Below are 20,701 nucleotides of genomic sequence, written 5' to 3'. Positions count from 1 at the left end.
AAATAAACAGTGTACATATTTATAGGGGAGAAGATGTAAATGAAAGTTTTTATAAAAAAATTTCCACCATTAGAAGTAGCATATATAAGACGAACTGGTAGCTACTTTGAACCACAAGATCACTGGGGAAAGTTACTGAATTGGTCAATTGAAAATAAACTTTATCCACCAGAGCAATCATTTATCGGAATATCATTAGATAATCCTGAACTTGTTGCAAGTCATAAGTGCCGGCATGATGCATGTGTTACGATTCCTGAAAACTTCGATAAAGAAAAGCATCATGAGGTGCAATTTAAAAGATTAGATGGAGGTACATATGGTCTATACCAGTTCTATGATGAACCTCATAAATTAAGTGAAGCGTATCAATACATGTATGCAGAGTGGCTACCAAATAGTGAGTATGATGCAGATTATGATAGAGATAATTTAGAGTTTTGCTTAAATAATGTTGCTGAAGATCTAGACGGAAAGTTAAAGGTTAATTTATTTGTGCCAATTAAAAAGATATAAAAAACAAATAATTTCATTTGTAGCTTTAAAATGAAATTGGAATAGTAGTGAAAGAAAAACTTTTTTTGAAGATAATATTTCTAGCGTAGGAATTTAAGTATGTAGGTTGCAATGAAAGGAGAATCCACATGGATACATTTGTAAATGACAAGTTTTATGAAACGAGAGATCAATTAGTTGAGGAAATTAATTTGTTGAGTGATGCTCAATTTAATAGGAAACCAGATAAGGATAAATGGAGTATTGCACAAGTTTGTCATCATTTAGTTTTATTAGATGAGAGAGTTATAACAGTTATTTCATCAGGATTAAAAAAGTTAGATAGTACCCAAAATGAGCGTAAAGAAATTCACACTATTTTATTAGATAGAACGAAAAAGTTTATAGCTCCAGAAATGATTGAACCAAGTATAGAACCATTTGAAGTGGAGCAAATGCTCAATATGCTAAACGAATCAAGAAAAGAATTGATGCGTTTCCTGAGTACAATAGAAGATGAGTCTATATTAGCGAAAAAAGCAGTGATGCATCCAGCTCTTGGAGAATTATCCCTTGATCAGTGGATAGAACTGATTTATTTACATGAACAGCGTCATATTTCACAAATAAAAGAGATAAAATTACTTTGTGAAATTGAAAAGTAAAAATCATTCCCTATTTATTGATGCGTATTATAAACAGGGAAAACGGTTGATTCATATTGATTCAGAAGAAAACAAAAATAGAATGAAATTAGTTGAAAGTAACCAATAAGCTTAAGAAAATATGAAACTATCCGATTTTCTGTATAAGTGTAACCCCGTCTTAAATGAAGAGCGGGGTTATTTTTTTGGAAGTATTTTCATTGAGAAGGAAATACTTCGACAATGAAATTCAAAAAAATAATCATCATAACATATTTTATATGCGAATTTTAGTAAATTGAAATAATGATTTTATGATGATGAATGATATGTCCTTATTTTGAAAGTACTCTTCACACGCTTAAGGAAGGGGTATTCTGTCAGGAAACGATAAAATACAATTCTGTTAGGGGATGTATGCAATTTATTCTCTTTATTTTGCAACAGAACCACCTTCAAAATTATCTTTTGTAGTTGAAGTTTCCTGAATAATAAGTTACATTTTTAAAGTTCAAGCAACTTTATGAAAGTACAAAAAGGGGAGAAATATTATTATTATGCAAAAAATGAAATGGAAGAACTATGTATGTTACTTTGTAATTCTATTACTGCTTGGAACAGCAGTAATAGTCAAACCACCTATCTCTAAGGCTGAGGAATCTGAAGTTAATATCACATTGTTAGGTACTGCAGATATTCATGGTAGATTTATGCCTTGGGATTATGCGCTTGATGGAGCAAATATGAGTGGAAGTTTGACGCAGCTTTATACGGTTATAAAGAAGGTCCGTCAAGAAAATCCAAATACCATATTAGTAGATGCTGGGGATACAATTCAAGGAAACTCAGTAGAATTATTCAACGATAAACCACAATCGCCAATGATGGTAGCGATGAATACAATGGGATATGACGCCTGGGCATTTGGAAATCATGAATTCAATTTTGGATTAGATACATTGAAAAAAGTTAGTGAGCAATATAAGGGAAAAACGTTAGCAGGAAATATTTATAAGGAAAATGGAGAGCGCTTTCTTCCTGCATATACAATTGTAGAAAAAGGTGGAATTAAAGTTGGGATTATTGGTATGAATACACCAATGATTAGTGATTTTGAAAAAGGGACAGATCACTTAGATGGTTTAGTGGTGAAAAATCCGGTAGAAGAGACGAAAAAGGCAATTAAGGAATTAGAAGGTAAAGTAGATGTAATGGTAGGAGTTATGCATATGGGATTAGAAAATGAGAATGGTATCCCTGGTACTGGTGTTCAAGATATTGCAAATGCTTGTCCGGAACTAAGCGCTATTTTTGCGGCTCACATGCATAAACTTGTAAAAAAAGAAGTTGTAAATGGCGTAATTATTACAGAACCAGATAAATATGGAACACATATTTCACGTATTGACCTTACTTTTACAAAGCAAGATGGGAAGTTGACTTTAAAAAATAAAACTGCTACCGCTATACCTGTAAAAAATGCTGATGGAACAACGATATTATCTGATCCTACACTTGAAGAAACATTAACACCTTTTCATGAATATGCGAGAGGAGATGCAAATGTTGTAGTCGCTCAATTAAAGGGTAGAAATCTTGTTCCTGAAAATGAAATAAAGGGTATTCCAAGTGTTCAGATTCAAGAAACACCTTTATCAGATTTCTTTCATGAAGTCATGCTCTACTACAGTAAAGCAGATGTAGTAGCCCATCAAATTGATAATGATTATGCCCGTTTGGATATAGGTCCTATTAAGAAAAAAGATATTGCGTACAATTACCAATATGCCTTGGGAGAAATTACAGTATATAAGATTTCTGGAAAAGATTTAAAAGACTATATGGAATGGGCAGCAGGATATTTTAACTCATCTCGTGCCGGAGATGTAACCGTTAGCTTTGATAAAACCCGCCGTGCATCTAAATACAGTACGAACGATTTCTTTGGAGGAGTAAAATACGAAATTGACTTAACAAAACCATATGGAAGTAGAATTACAAATTTACGCTCTATTCGTACAAACAAACCAATCAAAACGAGCGATGTTATGACGCTGGGAATGAATGCATATAGAATGGAGGCTCTTCAGGCAAAAGGGGGAGCTTTAGAGGGGCGTAAGTTTGAACAAATTTGGTCATCTAAACAAGAGAATGCATTTGGAGAAACAGGCGGAACCATTCGTAACCTTGCTATTACATATTTAAAAGAGGTAAAGAATGGTGTATACACTCCAAAAGTTATGCGTAATTGGAAAATTACTGGTGTAGATTTACATTCTTCAGAGCATAAGGCTGTAGTTGATCTCGTGAATAAAGGGATTTTAGAAATTCCAAAAACAGAAGACGGAAAATACACAAATATAGCATCTATAAATACGAAAGACTCAATTTCAAAAGAAGAAATTGTAGCACTCTCACAAAAAGCAAATATTAATCCAAATGAGTTTAATCATGCAAAGACAAAAGGTGAATTTTATAAAAAACTTAATAGGATTACTAAAAAAATATAAATTATAAGGTTTCTTATAGTGATTGTTATTTTAATAGTATGAAACCCACTCTTACAATAGTAAAGAGTGGGTTTTTATGTTGTTATTTAGATGTAAGTATACTTTTATTAGAATGAATATAGATAATTAATAACTAACCAATTGGATGAGCGTCTATAAGGATTCTCTTTTATTCAAATTAATGTACATATGTGTTCCGTTCATTATTTATAATATTGACCACAATTTATGTAATTTTGCATAATGTTACATAAATTTCGTATTTTCTCTTTTTTTCGACAGAAATAGACAGTATACTTTGTACAAGCTTTCTATTTCAAAAATTATACGAGGTGAAATAATGAAAAACAAAAAGACATTAACTAAGGTAGCATTAACAACAGGATTAGCTTTAACAGCTGTGGCACCATATGGCGTAGGTCATGCAGAGGAAACAGATCAACTACAAGCCCAAATTCAAGAGGAATCGTTCCGTTCGGGTGAACTTACACAACCGTCACAAAAGGCACCAGAAAATGTAGTAAAGGATGCACTTAAGGAGAAAACAGAGCAAGCTCTGTCCCAAAAACAAGTCAATGGAGAAGCAGGAGTAGATTATAAAGTTCTTCAAAAACGTGGTTCGTATGATGGAACTACACTTGTGCGTATGCAACAAACATACGAAGGAAAAGAAGTATATGGACATCAATTAACTGCACACGTAGATAATAATGGTGTTATTAAAAGTGTTTCAGGTGATAGCGCACAAAATTTAAAACAAGAAGAATTGAAAAAACCTATTAATCTATCAAAAGATGAAGCAAAACAATTTATTTATACGAAGTACGGAAACGATCTCAAGTTTATTTCTGAGCCGGAAGTTAAAGAGGTTATTTTTGTTGATGAAAATAATGGACAAGCTAAAAATGCATACCAAGTTACCTTTGAAGCTGCAACACCAAACTATGTTTCTGGTACTTATTTAGTAAATGCACAAAATGGTGATATGTTAAAAAATATGGTACAAGAATCTAACTTAAAAGCCAGTGACAAACTAGTTGGAGCTTTAAAGAAAAGTAAACAAAGCAGTCTTACATCATTAACTGGAACAGGAAAAGATGATTTAGGTATTTCTCGTTCATTTGGTATCTCTAAACAAAGTAATGGCAAATATGCTCTTGCTGATTATACAAGAGGGCAAGGCATTGAAACATATGATGTGAATTACAGAGATATTACTAAAGAAGAAAGCTATTATCCTGGTACATTAGCGACTAGTACTTCGGCAACATTTAACGATCCGAAAGCAGTAAGTGCTCATTACTTAGCAACAAAAGTATTTGATTTTTATAAAGATAAATACAAGCGTAATAGCTTTGATAATAAAGGACAAAAAGTAGTTTCAGTTGTACACGCTTGGGATTCTGAAGAGACGAATGATCCGAAAAATTGGCAGAATGCATTAAGTGCTAATAATGGAAGTATGCTTGTATATGGCGATCCTATTGTTAAAGCATATGACGTAGCTGGACATGAATTTACACACGCTGTTACTTCTAGCGAATCTAATCTTGAATATTACGGAGAATCCGGTGCGATTAATGAGGCATTATCTGATATTATGGGAACATCTATTGAGAAATACGTAAATAATGGAAAATTCAACTGGACAATGGGAGAACAAACGGGATCTGTTTTCCGTGATATGGAAAACCCAGCTTCTGTTCCATCTTCACTTGGAGTACCTTATCCAGATGATTACAGTGAATTTAACGATTTTAATGGATGGGATCAAGGCGGTGTTCATTTTAATTCAAGTATTATTAATAAAGTTGCGTATCTCATTGCGAAAGGCGGAACTCATAACGGAGTAACTGTTAAAGGAATTGGTGAAGATAAAATGTTTGATATTTTCTATTATGCAAATACAGATGAGTTAAACATGACTTCTAATTTCAAAGAATTGAGATCAGCATGTATTCGAGTGGCAACTAATAAATATGGTGCGAATACAGCTGAAGTTCAAGCAGTTCAAAAAGCATTTGATGCAGCAAAAATTAAGTAATTTAGAAATATAGTTCTCATTCATATATTAATACATTATGAAAAAACAGCTAATGTCATTTTAAGGATATTAGCTGTTTTTTTACGTAGCAATGTATTATTGAAAATAAACTGACTAAGCAATAATGAGGCGCTTTCTCTTTAAGAAGTAGTGACAAATCAATAAGGTTTAAAGTGTATAAAAACAGAAAATTAATAATATATTGACCTCTTGATAGAAAGTCTATAAAATGAAAGCGATAACAAACGATTGCTTTAAAATGATTTCCCTGATCTTTTAGTATTTACAAATATATGAAGGCATAAACAAATCTATTTTTTTAAGCGTTAATGCAAACGCTTTCGTATTAAAAGGTCATTGAAATACATACGTGAAAATAGCCAATATGGAGGTGAAGTTAAAGAGATTTCTAGATAAATTTAAGCAGTTTTATTCAGTGAAAGCATAATAAATCGTTAGTAATATTTGAAGAAAGGGTGTATGTGGTGCAAATTACAAAAAGATTAATTAACAAAACAGTTTTATTACTTACTTTAATCATTATGTTATCATCTGTTTTCTCTTTTCAGAGTGTGAAGGCAGTTTCAAATTCGAAAACAACTGAAATTATCATTCATTACAAAGAAAAGCTTGGAAATACAAAAGACTGGAATCTTTGGTTATGGGGAGAAAATGCAAATGGTACATCTTATGAATTTACTGGTGAAGATGAATTTGGAAAATACGCTAAGATAAAAATAGACGGTGACTATAATCGTGTAGGATTTATAGTTCGAACAAATGAATGGGAAAAAGATGGTGGGGATCGTTGGATTGAAAATATAAAGGACGGTCGTGCTGAAGTATGGATTCTTTCGGGTGATGAAAAAGTATATAACTCTAAGCCTTCATCGGATCTCTCAATTCAAAAAGCAACTATTGATAGTTTCAATGAAATTACTGTAACGACTAATGTCCCGTTTCATATTAAGGAAAAGAAAATTGAAATTGAAGGCATTAAAATTAAAAATATTACTCCTTATGATACAAACAGTGGAGATATTACTAATAAGGTTAAAATAATTACGGAACAGAAAATTGATTTAAAACAAACATACAAAGTTAAAATTGAAAACTTAGCTGATACGAATACTGAAATTGGTAAAGTCATTCGTAGCGAAGAATTTGATAATTTATTTTATTATGGTGGCAACGATTTAGGAAATACATATACTCCGCAACATACAAAGTTCCGTTTATGGGCTCCTACTGCAAGCGAAGCGAAGTTAGTTACATATAAAAACTGGAACGATAAAATAGGTGCTGAAATAAACATGCAACAAGGTGAAAAGGGAACTTGGACAGCAGAACTAAAGGGGAACCAAAAAGGGCTCTTTTATACGTATAAGGTCAAAATTGGTGATAAGTGGGCTGAAGCGGTTGATCCATATGTGCGTGCTGCTTCTGTAAATGGCGATAAAGGTGCAGTCGTTAATTTAGAAGAAACAAATCCGAAAAAATGGAAAGCAAACAAAAAGCCAAAATTTAAAAATCCGGAAGATGCTATTATTTATGAGTTACATGTACGCGATCTTTCCATTCAACCTGAAAGTGGTATTAAACAGAAAGGGAAGTATTTAGGTGTAACAGAAAAAGGAACAAAAGGGCCAGGAGGTGTAAAAACAGGACTTGATCATATAAAGGAGCTTGGTGTTACTCACGTTCAGTTTTTACCGATATTTGATTATGCTTCAGTAAATGAAGAGACTTTAAATGAACCGCAATATAACTGGGGATATGATCCTAAAAATTTCAACGTTCCAGAAGGCTCCTATTCTACAAATCCTTATGAGCCAACTGTTCGAATAACTGAATTAAAGCAAATGGTTCAAACACTACATGATAATAATCTTCGAGTAGTGATGGATGTAGTATATAACCATATGTATAATGCTGCTGAATCTAATTTTCATAAGTTAGTTCCAGGTTATTATTATCGTTACAATGAAGATGGAACATTTGCAAATGGAACTGGAGTAGGAAATGATACTGCTTCAGAAAGAAAAATGATGAGGAAATTTATGATAGATTCCGTAACATATTGGGCAAAAGAATACAATTTAGATGGATTCCGTTTTGATTTAATGGGTATTCATGATTATGAAACGATGAATGAAATACGTAAAGCTGTTAATCAAATTGACCCTTCTATTATACTACACGGAGAAGGATGGGATTTAAATACACCTCTTGCAGCTGAGCTGAAAGCAAATCAAAAAAATGCAGAGAAAATGAAAGGGATTGCTCATTTTAACGATAATATACGTGATGGGTTGAAAGGTAGTGTATTTGAGGAAAAGGAAAATGGTTTTGTAAATGGAAAGCAAAACATGGAAGATCGTATTAAAAAAGGCATTACAGCAGGTATTGACTACGATACAAATTCGTCTACCTATCAAGATCCGGAACAGGTATTAACTTATGTGGAAGCACATGACAATCATACATTATGGGATAAACTTGAGTTAACTAATCCAGGTGACAGTGAAGAATTGCGAAAACAAATGCACAAATTGTCTTCTTCAATTTTATTAACATCACAAGGAATTCCCTTCTTACATGCAGGACAAGAGTTTATGCGGACGAAATATGGTGATCATAATAGTTACAAATCTCCAGATTTAATTAACCAGATGGATTGGTTGCGCCGTGCAACGTTTAATAATGAAGTAGATTATATGAAGGGTTTAATAGAATTACGCAAAAAGTACTCAGCTTTTCGAATGACATCTGCAGAGCAAATAAAAACACACGTATCATTTATTGATGCTCCGAAAAATACTATAGCTTATACAATAGAGGGGAATAAAAATGAATACTTTACAGTGGCTCACAATGCAAATAGAGAAGCTGTTGAAATAACACTTCCATCGAAAGGGCCTTGGAAAGTACTAGTAGACAGCAAGCAGGCGGGAAGTAAACCACTTTATGTTGTCCATGACAATAAAATTAAAGTTCCTGCATTAAGTTCATTTGTCTTAAAAACAGAGAAACCGATTAAATAAAAGCGAAGAATGTGGAAATAAATACTGCATTGAGCAAATTTAACAAGGATTGCAAATAAAAAAAGCGAAGTGAAGATTATTCTCACTTCGTTTTTAAAGTTAATGTAATATAATTTCACATACTGTAATTATATTACAATTTAATAAAAGAAATAAGCAATAGATTATTTCTTTTGTGACAGTAGGAGGAGAAGATATCTTTGAGTTTATTTATAAAATTACCTGAAATACATTCGTAATTCATATAATGTTTATTATATATTCGAACATATAACGAACTAGATGTTCGATTTGTATTAATTCCTACAAATCGTTTAAAAATAACAAAGGCGTAAAAAGTATATGGAATTAAAATAGAGAAAAGACACCATTCAAGGTGTCTTTTCTCTATTTTGAATATGAAATGTAAGTAACTCGATTGTATGTAATAGTATGTGATATTTTCACACTAACTGATTAAGAAAAATTTAAAACTCTTTTCTTAATCTATTTGTAATAAATTACATCATAAAATTTTATCGATATAATAAATAAAACTTTCTCAACATTATTTGATTTAATAACTATATTCAACCGCTCTCCAATCCATTACAATAATTTCACATTGGAAATACATGAATATTCTCAATGTTATAAATGGTTTATACCTTATAGGATTACTATGGGAAAGGATGTGAAATATCCAAAAAGAAATCATTTTTTATGATGAAATAAAAAATTTTAATGAAGAAAAAGTTATTTCATTATTTTCAAGTTTCGTTAAAGTGCATGTATTTATAATCACTATGAGACAAGGAGCAGAATCCGAAAAAATTTTTGTAAATTAGAAAATTGCATTTCAAAAATAAGTTAAACGTTTATGGAGGGTTATATGAGCGAGAAAATTTATTACTGGTCTCCGATTAAGCATTGGGAGAAGTTGCATAATGAAGTTTTGATAGGGGAAATGAGATTTACAGGTATTCTGTCTGAGTGGTTTCCAGATTTTTATTTTATGGCTCAAAAAGGTGTGAAAATTAGTGAACTAGTAGAGCGCTTTTCGTTAGGAAATGTAGAAGAGACACACAAAAACATAGAGCTCATGATAAAAAATCGTGTGTTAGTAAGTAACATATTACACCCAAGAGAAGTATTTTCTTCACAAGAAAAGATTTTTTCAAATCCATATAGCAACCAGATTCGCTTTTCTAAAGAAAAGTTAGATAAGTATATGAGTGAACAATTAAATCGCACGCACGTTGCTGCACGGTCGACCGAAATTCAACTTGAAACAACAAATGAGCTACCTACTATAATCAAGGAACGTAGGTCTTGTCGTCAATTTGATATGGAAAAACATATTAGTTTTTCGGAATTTTCCCGATTCTTATCAACTCTAAAACAGGTTAGGGAAGAAAAAATATACTATCATTACGCAAGTGCAGGCGGGCTCTATCCCATTGATATCTTTGTTTATGTAAAACCAAAACGTATAGAGGATATGAAAGCTGGATTTTATTATTATAACCCATCAAAAAATAGTCTTGTGATTGTAAACAATATTGATCAAGTAATCAAAAGTGATCATGAGTTAATTAATCAGGATTTATTTACTCAATCTGCCTTCTCAGTTTATTTGGTTTATAATGCGAACGCTTCCATCCCGAAATACGGTTCAGATGGATATTTATTTGCTTGTATTGAGTCAGGCATTATCACTGCTACCTTAAATATGGTTGCTGAGACATTAAATTTAGGGATTTGTTCAGTTGGTCATATGAAATTTGAAGATATTCAGCAATTTTTATGTTTGGATAGTCATCAAGTGTTTCTCCATGGGCTTGAAGTTGGCTTGAAAATTAACGAGTAGAAGAAATGAATATTAGGGGGGATAAAGATAAAAATGCACATTAAAGATCGAAGTTCGATTCATGAAAATAAAGAAGTAGAAGCGTTTTGGAAGGAGCAATTATCTTCCGAGATTCTCGATTTTTCTGTATTTAAATTTAATAGCGATTACCAACTAAATAAAGAAACACCTTGTGAATACGTTCAAGTCATAGTGAATGTAGAATTTAGTAAAAGTATACAAAAAATAAGTAAGTCTCAAGATTTATTATTATTTAGCTGGTTTCAAGCCGCTTTAAGGGTTTGTTTGGCACATTATACAGATCAAGAAAGAATTACTATTGGTATTCCTATAATTGAAAAGAATCTTGAACAAAGTGAGAATCTTAATAAGTTGATTCCTTTAGGAAGTGAAATCCAGCCGCATCACACCTTTAAACAATTAGTAAATGAGATTGAACAAACGACTTTATTCGGGTATGAAAATCAGGAGTATCCGCTCTCTGAATTATTAGTTAAACACAATTTAACTCCTTTTCAAATTGTAATCGGGATGGAAGGATTACATAATGAAAATTCGCTAGAAGAATACGCAGAGAATAATTTAGCCCTATGGATACGAAGAAAATGGAATGAAATACATAATGAATTTGAATTTCAAATTTCTTGCAAGTCCCGTTCATTCTCTTCTTTGCAACAGTTTGCCAATTCGTATTGTTATGTTTTAAAGCAAGTTTCACAAAATCCGAATTTGGCATTGAAAGATATTTGTATTATTGCAGAAGAAGAAAAAGAGTTGTTAGAAGGATTGAATACTTTTCAAACAGGCATAGACTTGTTTCAATCATTTCAAGATTTGTTTGAAGCGCAAGTATTAAAAACTCCAGATCAAATTGCTGTTGTTTGTAATGATCAATCTTTGACATATAGAGAATTGAATAAGAAAGCGAATCAATTGGCTTCTATTCTTCAAAGTAAAGGTGTTTCAAAAGAAAGTATTATTGGCGTTATGGTAAATCGGTCATTAGAAATGGTTATTGGTATGATGGGGATTTTAAAAGCAGGAGCAGCCTATTTACCAATAGACCCTAACTACCCAACTGAACGAATTGAATATATGTTACAAGATAGTCAAGCAAAATATTTACTTAGTAAGCGAACAGAGGAAGTATTGCCACAATTTGCAGGTGAAGTACTGTATCTTGATAAAGAATATCTTTTTCAAGGTGAAGAAAGTAATTTAGTACGAGAACATAATCCTAATGATTTAGCTTATGTTATTTACACATCAGGATCGACAGGAAATCCAAAAGGGGTAATGATAGAACAAAAATCGCTAGTTCATTTTTTAAATGTAATGAGAGAAAAAGTAAAAGCTAATCAATCATTCTTGTTTCTTGCTAGTGTATCTTTTGATATTTCCTTGTTAGAAATATGTCTTCCTTTAACGCAAGGTTCAAAAGTAGTAATTGCTACAGAGGACCAGTTTGCAACAAAAGAATTGGCTCATTTGGTCAAAAAACATAAGGTGGATTTATGGGAATCAACGCCATCGCGAATGGAAGTGATTTTGAGTGATCCAGAATGGGCGATTTTTCTAAAAGATTTAAAATCTATTTTATTAGCAGGAGAATCATTTTCCATTGATTTGGTTGAAAAAATTCGTTGTATCAGTGAAGCAACAATTTTAAATATTTATGGTCCCACAGAAACAACCATTTGCGCAACAGTAAAAGACTTGAGCACTTCCAAAGAAGTTACGATTGGCAAACCTAACCCGAATTATCATTCCTATATATTGAATAAGTATGGCCAATTAAAACCATTTGGAATTCCCGGTGAACTCTGCATTGCTGGCGTAGCGGTAGCACGAGGGTATCTTGGTAAAAATAAACTGACAGATGAAAAGTTTGTACCGAGTCCTTTTGCGGCAGGGGAAATGATGTATCATACAGGTGATCTCGTTCGTTGGTTGCCTAATGGAGAACTTGAATATTTAGGTAGAATGGATCATCAAGTGAAAATTCGGGGGTATCGGATTGAATTAAGAGAAATCGAAACTCAATTAAGGGAATATCCAGAAATAAACCAGGCTATCGTTGTTGATCAAGTGTATGGAAATAGGAAATTATTAGCTGCCTACTATGTATCGGATAACAAGGTGTCTTTTGATGAAATCAGAAAATATTTAAGTGATAAATTACCTGAGTTTATGATTCCTGAAAAAATGATTCAGGTAGAAGAGATTCCATTGAATCCAAATGGAAAAGTGGATAGAAAAAGATTGTTGGATATAACACAAATAGATTATGTATCAATTCCATACGTTGCTCCGCGCAATGAAATTGAACAAAAATTAGTGCGTGCATGGGAAAAAGTTATGGAGATCGAGGGAATCGGTATTCATGATAATTTTTTTGCATTAAAAGGAGAATCTATTAAAGCACTTCAGGTAATTAATTTATTAAGAAAAGACGGCTTAAAAATAAGTACAACAGATTTTTTTAAGCACCCCACAATCGCTCAATTGAGTTCTTGTGTAAAGCTAGAGCATAAAGAGGAAAACCTTGAAAGTAGACCAACTCATGTTAAAGATTTGTCTAAGCCATTTTCCTTAACAGAAGTTCAGACCGCGTATATGATAGGACGGAATTCACAGTTTGAATTAAGTGGTATTTCCCCTCAAACATATTTTGAATATGAAACAGCATTGGATATCAATCGTCTTTCAAAAAGTTTTCAAAAGGTAATTCATCGTCATCCAATGTTGCGAGCTGTAATTTTACCAGAGGGAAAACAGCAAATATTACAAAGCGTTCCTGATTACGAGATTGAAATAGTGAGTCTCATAGATTTAGATGATAGGAATCAACATGCTCGCTTACAAGAAGAGCGTTCTCGAATGACTAACCATGTATTCCCTTTGGGGCAATGGCCTTTGTTTGAATTGAAAGCTTTTCTTTTAAAAGAAGACACGTATTTATTATGTTTTCGATACGATGCTTTATTAATGGACGGAGCAAGCATGAACATTGTTGGACAGGATTTGTTGCATTATTATTATAAACCAAATCAAAAATTAGAATCTTTATCTTTTGATTTTCAAGATTATATGTTTATCTATGATGAAATGGAACAAAGCGAAGAATATAAAACAGCAAAAGATTATTGGACAAGTAAGCTTCCTGACTTTCCGTTTGCACCTTCTTTGCTGTTAAAAAAGGATCCAGCAGAGATTGCTACTCCTAAATTCCAATCACTTACAAAAATCCTGGATAATAAAAAATGGACAAAGCTACGAAAGTTAGCACAAGAGAAAGAGGTAACGCCTTCCGCTCTACTTTGTACAATATATGGTGATGTGTTGGCATATTGGAGTAATCAACGTCGATTAGCAATTAACTTGACTGTATTTAACCGTTATCCTGTTCATGATGAAGTAGAACAGATTGTTGGAGATTTCACATCACTTATTTTATTGGATGTTGATGTAAAACCAGAGCAAACTTTCTTTACTAGAGTAAAAGAAACGCAAGCTACTTTATTAGATGGCCTTGAACATCGTCATTACGATGGAGTTAACTTTATTCGAGATTTTACTCGATATCATCAAATGACGCCAAAAGCAGTTATGCCAATCGTTTTCACCTCGATGTTAGCAGGTGCAGGTGCTTTCTCTTGGGAACAACTTGGTTCTCTTCGCTATATTCATGCTCGGACTCCACAAGTGTATTTGGATAATGTAGTAATTGAAAAAAATGGAGAGTTATTAATTAGCTGGAACTATGTTGAAGAGTTGTTTGATGTTGATGTAATAGAAGCAATGTTTTCCCAATTTGTTGACTTATTGGAACAATTGGTGAAACAAAGCGATATAACATCTTTGCAGATGATAGAATCGGATCGAACTCTAATTAAGCAATACAATGAAACAACACAAAAAATACCTTCAACTACTCTGTATCAATTATTTACAGACCAAGTAAAACGTACACCCGATGAAGTAGCAGTGGTATTTGAACAAGAATGGTTAACATACTCGGAACTTCATAAACGTTCTAATCAAATTGCCCACTTCTTAAAAGAGCAAGGTATTGGTCTAGGTGACAAAGTGGGTCTTTTAGCAAAAAGGCGAGTTGACACAATTGTTAATATGTTAGGTATTTTAAAATCAGGTGCCGCTTATGTTCCGATTGATCCCGATCATCCTTTAGATCGCCAAACATATATTTTAAAAAATAGCTCATGCAAGCTTTTATTAGAACCTAGTCTTTATGAAGAAAATCATTTGTCATTTTATACAACAGAAGATATGCCCGCTATTGCTGGTCCAGAAGATATTGCCTATATTATATACACTTCAGGAAGTACAGGAAAACCAAAAGGAGTAATTATTACTCACCAAGCGGTTACAAATACTATTCAAGACATAAATCAAAAATATGAGGTGAATGAAGATGATCGTATTATTGGTATCTCTTCCATGTGTTTTGACCTATCTGTATACGATATTTTCGGAGCTTTAAGCACAGGTGCAATGTTAATAATGATTCGTGATCCAAGAGACATGCAAGAATTAATCCGCACTGTCGAACGTAGAGGGATTACAATTTGGAATACAGTGCCTGCAATCATGGATTTGGCATTGGATCAAGTAGGTTCTCATTTTGAATATCCTTCTTTACGTTTAGTTTTACATAGTGGAGATTGGATTCCGCTTTCTTTACCAGAAAAAATAAAAAGACATTTTCCAATTGCAGAAGTAGTTTCACTAGGAGGGGCAACAGAAGCATCGATTTGGTCAATTTATTATCCGGTCAAACAGGTGGAATCACATTGGAATAGTATTCCATATGGGATGCCCTTGGCAAACCAAACGTATTATGTGTTGAACTATGAAAAGAAAATGTGCCCTGTTGGTGTAATTGGAGATTTATATATCGGGGGAGTGGGCCTTGCTAAAGGATATTTAAATGATGAAAAGAAAACAAATGAAGCGTTTGTGTCACATCCTGATTTTGGTCTTATATATAAAACAGGAGATTGTGGAAAAATGCATTCTGAGGGATATATTGAATTTTTAGGCCGACAAGATTACCAAGTGAAAATTCAGGGATATCGAGTAGAGTTAGAAGAAATCTCTCATTGTCTTCTAACTTATAAACAAGTCGAACATGCTGTCGTAATTGATCAAACAGATGAGAACGGAATAAAATTTTTAGTTGCATATGTGGTAACTGAGCAAAATATTAGTACAACAGAACTACGAAAGCATTTGCGAGATCACTTGCCAGATTATATGATTCCTTCTTATTTTGTTTATTTGGACCAATTACCCCTGACTCCAAACGGGAAATTAGATAGAAAAGCGCTACCTACTCCGGAGAAACAAAAAAATGAAGTATTTATTGCCCCAAAAACTGAAATGGAAAAAATATTAACTAGTATTTGGCAAGAAGTACTCAAAATAGATCAAGTTGGAGTAAATGATCATTTCTTCGCCTTAGGTGGAGATTCGATAAAAGCGATTCAAGTGTCCGTCAGACTGTATCGACAAGGATTCGAGCTTGAACCAAAAAATATATTTTCATTTCCTATATTAAGGGACATGGTTCAATTTGTTAAAAAGCTAGACCAGTTTTCAAGTTCACAAACAAATGATGTAAACATAATGAATGATAATAAAGCTACATTACTAAATGTTAAAGATAAACAACTTAATCAACATACACTTAACAAAATACAAGAAAAAATGCCGGATATAAAAATAGAACGTATTTACCCGTTAGCACCTTTCCAGGAAGTTATTTATGAGCATGCTACGAATGAACCTGATACAAATGCATATTTTGAACAAACAATTTGGGCACTTGAGGGGGAGCTGGATATTAAACTCTTTATTCAGTGTTTCCAACAATTAGTTGATCGTCATGATTCTTTAAGAACAATAATTGTGCAAGATGAACAAGCAAAACCTTGGCAAGCTGTTCTATATGATGTTCAAATAAATTCAGAAATAAAAAACTTGATTGAGATGACGAAACAAGAACAGCAAGAATTCCTAAAACAGTGGATGAATGAAAATTTAAGTCGAGGATTTAAAAATGATGAACTTATGACACGTCTCTGTATATTCCAACTAGGTAATAACGAGCATAAAGTAATTTGGAGTTCCCATCATCTATTATGTGATGGTTGGAGCGTCAGCATTTTGATAGACGAATTATTCCAGCTCTACGAAACTACAAATGCCGGAACTACGGCGGGGTTACCCATGGTAAAACCTTTTGAAACATTTATAGATTGGACTTTGGCACAAGATCATGAGAAAGCACGTCATTTTTGGCGAGATTATTTATCAGGATACAATCAGAAAATTAGTATTCCTAAAAAGAAAGTCCCATCTAAAAGTGAAGGGTTAAACTTCACTTTTATGGATTTAACATTAGACAAGGATTTGACTAATCAGTTACAGACATTTGTAACTAAAAATAATATAACTATGAATACGGCATTACTAGCTGTATGGGGAATATTGCTTGGCAAATTCAACGGAACGAGAGAAGTAGTATTGCCTAATCTAGTATCAGTCAGACCTCCCGAAGTAGAAGGAATTGAAAATATGTTCGGTCTGTTCACAAATGTTTTGCCTATCCGATTAGCATGGACAGAAACGCAATCTTTTGTGGACTTCCTGCAAAAGGTACAACTAGAGACATTGAAATGTAATGAGTATGCATACTATTCATTTGTTGATATACAAAAGCAAAGTGAATTAAAAACTGAGTTGACTGACCATCTTTGGGTTTTTGAAAACTATCCAACTAATCCAGCAATCTTTTCTTCAAATGAAAACAGACATTTTGCTATCACGGATTACGAAGTTGTTGATGAGCCACATGTAAAGTATGGAATTATGTGCTTCCCTGAAGAAAGACTTACAATAAAGTTTGGATATGATCAAACCGTATATGAAGCAGAGAAAATACAGGAAATATTAAATCACATCCATGGGTTAATCAACACGATTCTTCAAAATCCAATACAAACAATTTGTGATTACAAATTATAAAAAATGAAAAGGCGAGCAAGAACTCGCCTTTTTAAATAGAATAGGAGTAAATCAAATGACAAAAAAATTACAGTTATCAGCCGAAGAGATGCGTCAGTTAGGATATCAAGCGGTTGACTTGATTGTTGATCATATGAATCATTTAAAAAGTAAACCAGTTTCAGAAACGATTGATAGTAATATTTTTAGAGACAAGCTAATTGAAACGATTCCGGAAAACGGATCTAATCCAAAAGAATTACTTCATTTTCTTAATAACAATGTGTTTAATCAAATTACTCATGTGGATCATCCTCATTTTATGGCTTTTGTGCCAGGTCCTAATAATTATGTTGGTGTATTAGCAGATTTTTTAGCAAGTGGGTTTAATGTATTTCCTACAGCTTGGATAGTAGGTGCAGGTGCCGAACAAATTGAATTAACGACAATTAACTGGTTAAAATCAATGCTAGGATTCCCTGATTCAGCTGAAGGACTATTTGTCAGTGGTGGTTCCATGGCTAATTTGACTGCACTTACTGTAGCGAGACAGGTCAAGCTGAATAATGACATAGAAAATGCGATTGTTTATTTTTCTAACCAAACTCATTTTTCTGTAGATCGAGCACTTAAAGTATTAGGTTTTAAACAGCATCAAATTTGCCGAATTGAGACAGATGAAGACTTAAAAATTTCAGTTAGTACTTTAAGAAAACAAATAAAAGAAGATCGATTAAAAGGGAAAAAACCATTCTGTGTTATTGCTAATGCAGGGACAACGAATTGCGGAGCGGTGGACTCCCTCGATGAATTGGCTGATGTATGTGGTGATGAAGATATATGGCTACACGTGGATGGGGCTTATGGGGCTGCAGCAATTCTCAGTGAAAAAGGAAGGGAGTTATTAAGTGGAATTCATCGTGCCGATTCTTTAACGTTAGACCCGCATAAATGGCTTTTTCAGCCTTATGATGTTGGTTGTGTACTTATTCGAAATAGCCAATATTTAAGTGAAACATTCCGTATGATCCCAGAGTATATTAAGGATACAGAAACTAATATAGAAGAAAAAGTGAATTTTGGGGAACGTGGAATTGAACTTTCTCGTAGATTTAGAGCATTAAAGGTATGGCTTTCTTTTAAAGCATTCGGAGTTACAGCTTTTCGTGAGGCAATTGATCATGGCATTATGCTAGCTGAACAAGTTGAAGAGTTTTTAAGGAAAGAAAAAGATTGGGAAGTAGTAACACCTGCCCAATTAGGAATTGTTACTTTTCGTTATATTCCATGTGAGCTAACATCTACAGATACAATTCATGAAATAAACAAAAAATTGGTGGAAGAAATTAATCAAAGAGGATTTGCTATGCTAAGTACGACTAAATTAAAAGAAAAAGTAGTAATTCGACTTTGCTCTATCAACCCAAGAACCACAAAAGAAGAAATACTTCAAATCATGATGAACATAAAAGCATTAGCAGAGGAAATAAACACATCGCCTAAACATCTTATATCTGTTTCTCAACCTTGATATATTAGGCGGATTTTACATATTAATAGCCGATTCTTATTTAGAATCGGCTATTATATTTAAATGATAAATACATATATACTATTTATAAGTGTTTCTCTTGTAATGGGATTAAGCCTCAACCTTGGATACTCGTTTGAAACCAGTCTTTATTGCTTGTACTATTTCGTTCACAGCATAAATAGATACATCGGCATTTGGATTTAACCCTTCAAACCAGTGATAGGCATTTGGATATAAATGAAACTCCACATCAACACCAGCTTGTGCTAGTTTGCTTACATAGGTTAATGTTTCGCTGCGGAATGGATCTAATTGACCAACAAATGTGTAAGTATACGGTAAGTCACTATAATCCTCAGCTCGAGAAGGTGCTGCATAGGCAGGGATTTGATCCGTTCCATACATTTCTCCTAAATACATTTTCCAGCCAGCTTCATTTGCCTTTTGGTTCCAAACAAATCCCTCTTTAATTTCATTCGCTGAAGGTGTATCATTTCTGTCATCAATCATTGGATATAGTGGCATTTGTAAACAAATTGAAGGATATTTTCGATCTCGTGCTAATAATGATAATGCTGCTGTTAGTCCACCGCCAGCGCTTACTCCTGCAACCCCAATTCGATTCGAATCAATGTTTAATGACTTTGCATTATCAGCAATCCATTTTAAAGCTGAATAACAATCCTCAATTGGTGCTGGGTAAGGGTGTTCAGGTGCTAAGCGGTAGTCTACAGACACGACCACACAGCTAGCTTCTTTTGCAAACCTCATACAAGTATCATCGTTATCATCTATAGACCCTAAGATATAACCTCCACCATGTATCCATAATAAGACAGGTAAAGATTCATGATTTGATTTTGGACGATAAATTCGTAATGGTAACGGATTATCATCAGGCCCAACAATGACTTTATCTGTTAAAGAAAGAGAGTCATCAACAACGGTAGGTGGTCTCATTTGAGCTATTCCTTCTCTGATTGATTGCAAATTTTCTGGGCGTAAATCGAGATCCGGAAACATCTCTAATCCTTGTAATAATTCTGGATTTACTCTAGTTTTCATTTTAGCACCTCTATTTGTAATTGTTTTCAAATAAATGAAGTGTATTCTAAGTAGTTTAATTGTGAATTGGATATGTTATAACGGTCAACAGAATATTCGGAAATTAAAACCTTTCTCAAGAAGGAGTTTCATGCAATCAATAATACAAGTAGTGGATTTAAGAGCAAAGTGGTTTAATGTCGTTGTAATTATGTACATTAGAAAAATTTATTTTTGAGTCTAGAAAAGGATTAGATTCTTTTCTAGACTCATGAAGAATTATGAAAAGCAAAATTTTATAGATAGTTATCTTAAAAATAAACAAAGAGAGAAGAACTAGCCAATGTTCTTCTCTCTTTTTCATATGTAATTAGGGTATCCATAACTGTAAATACGGATGGTATAGATTTATGGATGAATAATTTATTTTTAAATTAATAACGTAATACATAAAGATTTTTGTATGTAATATTGCATATACAGGGACCACTGGTGAAAATGCTGAGCA

At 33.1% G+C, this 20,701-nt stretch carries 9 protein-coding genes; 8 read left to right on the top strand and 1 reads right to left on the bottom strand.

What is annotated here, in order from left to right; translation table 11 throughout:
* Positions 1-39 precede the first annotated feature (39 nt).
* The 8 genes from BHV55_RS13565 to BHV55_RS13530 all read left to right on the top strand — a co-directional run bounded on the left by BHV55_RS13565 (position 40) and on the right by BHV55_RS13530 (position 19,146).
* Positions 40-516, top strand: a complete 477-nt coding sequence (locus BHV55_RS13565; protein WP_070757850.1) for an AraC family transcriptional regulator — start codon at positions 40-42, stop codon at positions 514-516.
* 128 nt (positions 517-644) lie between these two features.
* Complete coding sequence (locus BHV55_RS13560; protein ID WP_000379370.1) at positions 645-1,160, top strand: DinB family protein; 516 nt, start codon at positions 645-647, stop codon at positions 1,158-1,160.
* Positions 1,161-1,696: 536 nt separating this feature from the next.
* Positions 1,697-3,649 (top strand): bifunctional metallophosphatase/5'-nucleotidase, encoded by a 1,953-nt coding sequence (locus BHV55_RS13555; protein ID WP_001171076.1) that lies wholly within the window; start codon positions 1,697-1,699, stop codon positions 3,647-3,649.
* A gap of 340 nt (positions 3,650-3,989) precedes the next feature.
* Positions 3,990-5,693 carry a M4 family metallopeptidase gene (locus BHV55_RS13550; protein ID WP_070757848.1) on the top strand — a complete coding sequence of 568 codons (1,704 nt, stop codon included), beginning with the start codon at positions 3,990-3,992 and terminating at the stop codon, positions 5,691-5,693.
* Positions 5,694-6,178: 485 nt separating this feature from the next.
* On the top strand, positions 6,179-8,737 hold the full coding sequence (pulA, locus tag BHV55_RS13545; RefSeq protein WP_070757846.1) for a type I pullulanase: 2,559 nt from the start codon (positions 6,179-6,181) through the stop codon (positions 8,735-8,737).
* Between the two features lie 871 nt (positions 8,738-9,608).
* Positions 9,609-10,586 carry a SagB/ThcOx family dehydrogenase gene (locus BHV55_RS13540; protein WP_070757844.1) on the top strand — a complete coding sequence of 326 codons (978 nt, stop codon included), beginning with the start codon at positions 9,609-9,611 and terminating at the stop codon, positions 10,584-10,586.
* Between the two features lie 33 nt (positions 10,587-10,619).
* On the top strand, positions 10,620-17,636 hold the full coding sequence (locus BHV55_RS13535) for a non-ribosomal peptide synthetase (RefSeq protein ID WP_070757842.1): 7,017 nt from the start codon (positions 10,620-10,622) through the stop codon (positions 17,634-17,636).
* Positions 17,637-17,691: 55 nt separating this feature from the next.
* Complete coding sequence (locus BHV55_RS13530; protein WP_000162820.1) at positions 17,692-19,146, top strand: pyridoxal phosphate-dependent decarboxylase family protein; 1,455 nt, start codon at positions 17,692-17,694, stop codon at positions 19,144-19,146.
* A 111-nt stretch (positions 19,147-19,257) separates the two neighbouring features.
* On the opposite strand, the gene BHV55_RS13525 is transcribed toward BHV55_RS13530, so the two are convergent.
* Positions 19,258-20,214, bottom strand: a complete 957-nt coding sequence (locus BHV55_RS13525; protein ID WP_000857943.1) for an alpha/beta hydrolase — start codon at positions 20,212-20,214, stop codon at positions 19,258-19,260.
* Positions 20,215-20,701 lie beyond the last annotated feature (487 nt).

It is taken from the genome of Bacillus sp. RZ2MS9 (assembly GCF_001816185.2).
Taxonomy (GTDB): Bacteria; Bacillota; Bacilli; order Bacillales; family Bacillaceae_G; genus Bacillus_A; species Bacillus_A cereus.
The sequence above is the reverse complement of the archived record's forward strand: the minus strand, read 5'-3'. Positions and strand labels throughout refer to the sequence as shown.